Raw genomic sequence first — 6,210 nt, 5'->3', positions numbered from 1 at the left:
TGATTTAAAATTAATTAATTCAGCTGTAGAATTGATTACTGAAATTTTTATGCAAAATAATAATACACAAATAGTTATTTCAGGTTCTAGAACACCTATAGAACTTGTAAAACAAAGGTTTAATATGCTTGAATACAAACATTTAGTGTATGTTTTGGAATGCCTATCTAATACATCTAATAAAATTAGAAATATTAAAAACTATTTGATTACCAGTCTATATAACTCAATTTTCACCATAGATTATTACTATCAAGCTGAAGCTAATAATGACCTAGGGGAATTAAGTCTGCACGCTTTTAGAAAAAGGAGAGTTTATCCGGATGAATGTGGTCAGCTTGCTTAAAAATATCTTTGTTAAAACTAAAGGAGACCCATATGAAAATAAAGAAAATACCTACGAAAGAGATTCAAAAGATGTCATTAATCGAGTTGACGGAGCAGTTGAAACTGTTGAGATATGTGACGGATATAGAACAACATCGAGCAACTCTAAACGCATATTACCATTCTCTGAAGATTATGTATCCCCTATTCATGGAAGAGCCACTAACAAAACTAAATATAGAAAATTTAGAAAAAGAATTACTGAAGATTCCACCGCATCAAAACTTAAAAACTTTAGTGCTTATAATTGTCAAGGAACATTCACACATTCTTCAATACGAGGATACTTTAAAAAATGTAAAAGATGCACGAGTAAAGGACTTATTGAGCTTGAAAATAACGAGACCAAATGCTCTTTTAGTCAAACTAATGGAAATTCTGATTTCTCAATTATAAATTGTTATAGTTCTGAATCACAAGAAACAATAAAACAAGCTCTAGATAATGGTTTAGATATAGAATTATTCCCTGAAGATAAGGATTTCTTGGAGTTAAGAAGAATTCTATATCGTGAACTTGATAAAAAATATAAATTGTCTAAGTTTAATTTTAATTGGTCTGAATATTCTGTTTCTCAAAAAGAACTGCTCTATAATTTAGTTTTATTAAACATTGATATAAATCATCTTCTTGAAGGTAATTATAGCAAACAACAATTTAATTTACTCGCGGAAAGTTGCTTAAAAAATCCCAAAGAATTTAAATTTTCAGCTTTTAATAATTCTATGTCTTGGGAAGATATGTTGGTAAAAATTGAAAATAAAGAATATTTAATTAACGAGAAAGAAGAAAATAATATATCAGAACTTCCTGAAGAAGCAAAAAAAGAAAACTATTACCTGGTTAATATTAACCGGGAAGAATATAAGGAGTTTAATATATTTTGTGAAAAAAATAATATAATCTGTTCTACAGAATCTACTAGCAAAAATTATATAACTTTATCATTTAAAAAAGAATATGAAAATCTTATAGCTGAATTTTTTAAACAATATGCTGAAAAACAAATTTTCTTAAAAACTAATATTGCCGATAAAAAGAATTTTTTAGATATATTTAGATCATAACTTGCCATCTATACACAAGCTATAAACTAAAATAATGCTTTAAAATAACATTCTCTTGAACTATGATTAATTCAAGAGAATGTTGCTCAATTATTTTTTTTAAAAAATTTTACAATCAAATTTAATACTATTACTGCTATGGAATAACCTAAAACCATCCTAATAACTAAATATGTTCTTTCACTGTTTGATAAATAATTATAAATAGATTTATCTTTAATAAATATAAAATAAGATATAACCAGTGAATAGATTAGAATATTTATTAATATTTTTTTCTTCATAGATTAATGATAATAATTTACAGTGTTATAGAAACTATCATAGTTATAGTCTATTTGTACAGTTCGAGCCGGGTCTTTATAAGTATATTCTTTTCTTTCTTCAAAATAAGTTATAAAATTCCCTTCTACTTTATCAATTGTTCTTTTAGCACCTAAAGTATAGTACAAATTTGTTAATGGTGACGTTCCATTAGCAACCATTCCAGCAGCAAATCCCATAATAGCATTTAAAATAGTTCCCCAGCCTATAGGCCCAAAAAGCGAAGCTAATACAGCACCTAAAGCTCCTGATTTTACAGCTTCTAACTGCATACTTGTATTCTTGTAAGTCCATTCACCTAAACTTTTATAAGAAATTTCATTTTCATTTTCAACTTTTCCAACTACTTTACCATTTAATAAAATATTTGTAGAACTATCACCATTTTTCTCATAAGTTATAACATCAATTGAGTCTAAACCATGATATATCTTTGCAGTATTCTCTATATAATCAACTTCAACTCGATCTTTTGTATTTGTATAGTTGTTATCATAAGAATAAATTATTTTAGTTGGAGTTTCTTTTATCAGTTGAAAATTATCATGCATTAACATATTTTTATCGTCATTTAGCGAACTGGCATAAATCGGTGTTATTATATTTAGTATGATAATATTTATCAATAAAAATAAACTAATTTTCTTTTTCATAAATATTTCCCCCTTATATTTTTAAAATTGTTTTTTATCTCTCTTTTAATATGTACAACGGAATCTCCTCCTTAATACAAGTGTCCTATATTCTTACTAATAATATTAGTATCATAAATTCGTTTATATGAATAGTCTGTTAATATTTTTATTTAAATGTTATAATGCAATTTAGCGTTATTAAACATTGATATAAATCCTCTTCTTGAAGGTAATTATAGCAAACAACAATTTAATTTACTCGCGGAAAGTTGCTTAAAAAATCCCGAAGAATTTAAATTTTCAGCTTTTAATAATTCTATGTCTTGGGAAGAAATGCTTGAAAGAATTGAAACTAAATCATATTTGATTGAAGACGAACATACTACTATATTAGATCTTCCTGAAGAAACAAAAAAAGAAAATTATTACCTGGTTAATATTACCCGGGAAGAATATAAAGACTTTAATATATTTTGCGAACAGAATAATATAGTGTGTACTACAGAATATACTGACAAAAATTATATAACTTTAGCATTTGAAAAAGAATATGAAAATCTTATAGCTGAATTTTTTAAACAATACGCTGAAAAACAAATTTTCTTAAAAACTAATATAACTAAGAAAAAAACCTTTAATGATATCTTTAGGTGAAATAATTAATAATTTTTATCTTAATTTTCTTTAAAATCTACAATAGAATATAATGTTTTAAAAGATAATCAAAAGACTAAATATACTTAATGATTAAAGTTGGTATAATTATTCCTTGACATTATTACTATAATATTATAGTATTCACATAAGCTTAGTTAATTGCATTTATTTATAAAAAGACTTGGAGGGAAATTATGAAAAAAATCAGAAATTTGATAGTTGTCACAATGTTTGGATTAATCGTAGTTGGTTCCACGCAGGTTAAAGCTTCCGAAATGTTTTCGGTTCAAGAAATAAATAACAGAGTTTCTAATTTTGAGGTACAATCTAATTATTTAGAAATAAATAATGAAGTAAAAAATAATTTAATAAACAAGTTAGAAAAAGGGCAATTACTAGAAAGTGAAAAAAAGATTCATTACCTATACATGTAGAAGAAAATACAAACGATAATTTTCAAAAAATAGTAACAGAAACGTTTTCTGATGGTTCTGTTATTAAAACAGAAACTTTAGATTTAGAAGCAGTAGAAAAAGCATATGGCTTAAATTCTGGACAATGGAACGCTTATATTGAAAATACTGGTACTGTTGTAAGTAGTAGTTCTCAACATACAACAATTAATGGTGCAGTGGTTAAAAAAAGTTACGGAGTTTATTGGGTCGGCTTTAGTTTTGACTATAGCACTTATAGAAGTGCTGCAAGTAGAATAGATAGAGTATATTCCCCAATAAGTTCTTGTGGTGGAGGAACATGTAGCATTGGACAACCAACTATTATTAATCAAGTTGCGTCATCCACTACTCCTGCAAGAGCTGAAACCACATATACATTCACCCCAGTTGGAGGCACAGGTTCATTTTCAGGTGCAGTTGGTATAACCGTTGGTAATGATGGAGGTTATGGCGGAGCGATCCCATATTAAATAATATGAATACATTTTTAGATAAATTACCAGTTATATTCATGATAATTTCAATATTACTCATAGGATATATCATAAAAAAATTATTAGATAGTAAATAGCATGTAACTTAATATGTAATATAAACTAAGCTAATAGTGATGTTGCAAAATAAAATTATTTATTTCTGCAACATCACTTTTCTTATTTAATATCTATTATGCGATTTCTTAGACTTAAAAAGAATAATAACCTATTAAAATTTTATAAAATAGGTGTCAAAACTTCAAACATTTGACACCTATTATTTTGTCTTGTAAAATACACATATATTATGAGCTCAAAACTTGGTGTCATTTATATATTATATTTTGGAGGTTTTTTTAGTGATTTATGGATATGCTAGAGTATCTACTCATGGACAAGAAAAATATGGTAATGGTTTACAACAACAAATTGATGAATTAAAGAGATCAGGTGCGGATGAAATTTTTCAAGAATCTTTTACAGGAACAAAAATTGATAGACCTGAACTAAATAAATTACTTTCTTTATTGGAAGATGGAGATACTTTAATGTTTACTAAACTTGATAGGGTTGCTAGAAGTGCCATTGAAGGTTCTAAATTAATTAATTCTCTTTTAGAAAAAAATGTTAGAGTCCATATATTAAATATTGGCATTATGGATAATACTCCTGCTAGTAAATTAATTAGGCAAATATTTTTTGCTTTTGCTGAATTTGAAAGAGATCTTATTGTAGAGCGTACTCAAGAGGGAAGGGCCATTGCTAAATTAAAATCAGATTATAGAGAAGGTCGCCCTAAAAAATTTTCACAAAAACAAATAAATCATGCTTTAGAGTTGAAAAAATCTTATTCATATAAACAAGTTAGTGAAATGACAGGAATTTCTGTAAGTACATTAAAACGAGCTAATCGAAAATGATTAGCCCATTTATTATAGTTGATTAAATTCAATTATTTTATCTTTTTCTAAATTGCAACAATAAGTTAGCCACTTTTGAACACTAAAGTAAACCAAGTGATATAACTTCCCTAAATATCTAGGGAAGTTTTTTCTATTAACTTTAATTCTTTAATAAACGCTTCTTCAGCAGTCATATATCCTAAAATTTTCCTTGGATAATCATTCATCCAATTCATTATTCTTTCTATTTGCCTATCTGTGTAATTACCTATTTCTTCACCCTTCTTTATAAATCTTCTTATCAATTTGTGTTGATTCTCACTTGTTCCTCTTTCATAGGAACTGTATTGATGACAGTAGTAAATTTTTACATATTCACATATCTTTGTAAGGCTTGAAAATTCAAGTCCATTGTCTGATGTTATTGTTTTAAAGCCTTGCTCTTTTAATTGATTTGTTTCTTTTAGAAAACTAAGTCCTTCTTCTACTGCTTTATTTGTTTTGGAGTCTATCTTTATTATTAGTTCATATCTTGTTTTTCTTTCTGTTAATGTTAGAAGTACTGGATCTGTTTTTTTCTTACTTCCTATGACTGTATCTATTTCCCAATCTCCAAACTCTTCTCTTGTTTCTATTTCTTTTGGTCTAAACTCTATTGATTCTCCTAATGCCATCTTGTTTTTTCTATTCTTTTTGTTGTTCTTATTAGGTTTTCTTTTTAGCTTAAGTGCCAGGTCTATATTCTTTGTTTTCATCAGACCTTTATCTATCCAGTTATACATGCTTTTTACTGATGGGATTTCATTGTCATTAAAAAGATTATTTCTTTTTGCATAACCTACGCAGGCGTCAACAGACCACTTTTCTTTAAGAATCTTCTCATCTACCCAATTTAAAAATTTTTCACAAGTTAAAAATTTAGGTCTTCTTCCACAATTTTTTCTATTTTCAAGATATATTCTATGATTAAGATCAGCGAAGTATTTTACATCTTCATAAACATAAACTTTCGAATTTTGAGATACTTGTTTCTTTTGAGTAACACTAGCTTTATTAATTGCATTGTTTATTGTTTGGTGGCATCTACCTAATTTTTCAGCAATCTTCCTATTGCTATATCCCTCGCCTTTATATGCCTCTATTAAAATCATTTCTTTTTCTGAAAGGTGGCTTCCTTTAATGTTTCTCTTTGTGTTATTATTTAGATAAGTCATGTAAATCTCCTTTGTGAATTTGGTTTTTTAGTCATTACTAATATATCACAAAGTTTACATGACTTTTTTTAGTTTGATATGGCTAACTTCATT

8 protein-coding genes are annotated in these 6,210 nt (G+C 27.0%); 6 read left to right on the top strand and 2 right to left on the bottom strand.

The features are described from left to right. A partial coding sequence (locus B8869_RS00600) for a DUF6017 domain-containing protein (RefSeq protein WP_234989695.1) occupies positions 1 to 346 on the top strand: 346 nt, incomplete at its 5' end. Beyond that, positions 324 to 1,454 carry a hypothetical protein gene (locus B8869_RS00595; protein WP_084229834.1) on the top strand — a complete coding sequence of 377 codons (1,131 nt, stop codon included), beginning with the start codon at positions 324 to 326 and terminating at the stop codon, positions 1,452 to 1,454. The genes B8869_RS00600 and B8869_RS00595, both read left to right, overlap by 23 nt. Before the next feature lie 287 nt (positions 1,455 to 1,741). Here the strand turns inward: B8869_RS00595 and B8869_RS00590 are convergent, their stop codons facing one another. Beyond that, on the bottom strand, positions 1,742 to 2,431 hold the full coding sequence (locus tag B8869_RS00590; protein ID WP_084229832.1) for a hypothetical protein: 690 nt from the start codon (positions 2,429 to 2,431) through the stop codon (positions 1,742 to 1,744). A 315-nt stretch (positions 2,432 to 2,746) separates the two neighbouring features. On the opposite strand from B8869_RS00590, the gene B8869_RS00585 reads away from it, so the two are divergent. The 4 genes from B8869_RS00585 to B8869_RS00570 all read left to right on the top strand — a co-directional run bounded on the left by B8869_RS00585 (position 2,747) and on the right by B8869_RS00570 (position 4,921). After that, positions 2,747 to 3,067, top strand: coding sequence for a hypothetical protein (locus B8869_RS00585; RefSeq protein WP_234989694.1), 321 nt, complete (start codon positions 2,747 to 2,749; stop codon positions 3,065 to 3,067). Positions 3,068 to 3,264: 197 nt separating this feature from the next. Then, on the top strand, positions 3,265 to 3,504 hold the full coding sequence (locus tag B8869_RS00580; protein WP_084229828.1) for a hypothetical protein: 240 nt from the start codon (positions 3,265 to 3,267) through the stop codon (positions 3,502 to 3,504). Between the two features lie 197 nt (positions 3,505 to 3,701). Then, on the top strand, positions 3,702 to 3,995 hold the full coding sequence (locus B8869_RS00575) for a hypothetical protein (RefSeq protein ID WP_084229826.1): 294 nt from the start codon (positions 3,702 to 3,704) through the stop codon (positions 3,993 to 3,995). 365 nt (positions 3,996 to 4,360) lie between these two features. Then, positions 4,361 to 4,921: a recombinase family protein gene (locus B8869_RS00570; RefSeq protein WP_084229824.1), complete on the top strand. Its 561-nt coding sequence runs from the start codon at positions 4,361 to 4,363 to the stop codon at positions 4,919 to 4,921. Positions 4,922 to 5,031: 110 nt separating this feature from the next. On the opposite strand, the gene B8869_RS00565 is transcribed toward B8869_RS00570, so the two are convergent. Beyond that, a complete protein-coding gene (locus tag B8869_RS00565) occupies positions 5,032 to 6,117 on the bottom strand; it encodes an IS30 family transposase (RefSeq protein WP_084229822.1) in 1,086 nt (361 codons plus the stop codon). Between the last annotated feature and the right edge of the window lie 93 nt (positions 6,118 to 6,210).

It is taken from the genome of Peptoniphilus asaccharolyticus DSM 20463 (assembly GCF_900176115.1).
In the GTDB taxonomy this organism is placed as follows: Bacteria; Bacillota; Clostridia; order Tissierellales; family Peptoniphilaceae; genus Peptoniphilus; species Peptoniphilus asaccharolyticus.
Note: the sequence above shows the minus strand (reverse complement) of the source record. Positions and strands in the feature narration are given on the sequence as shown.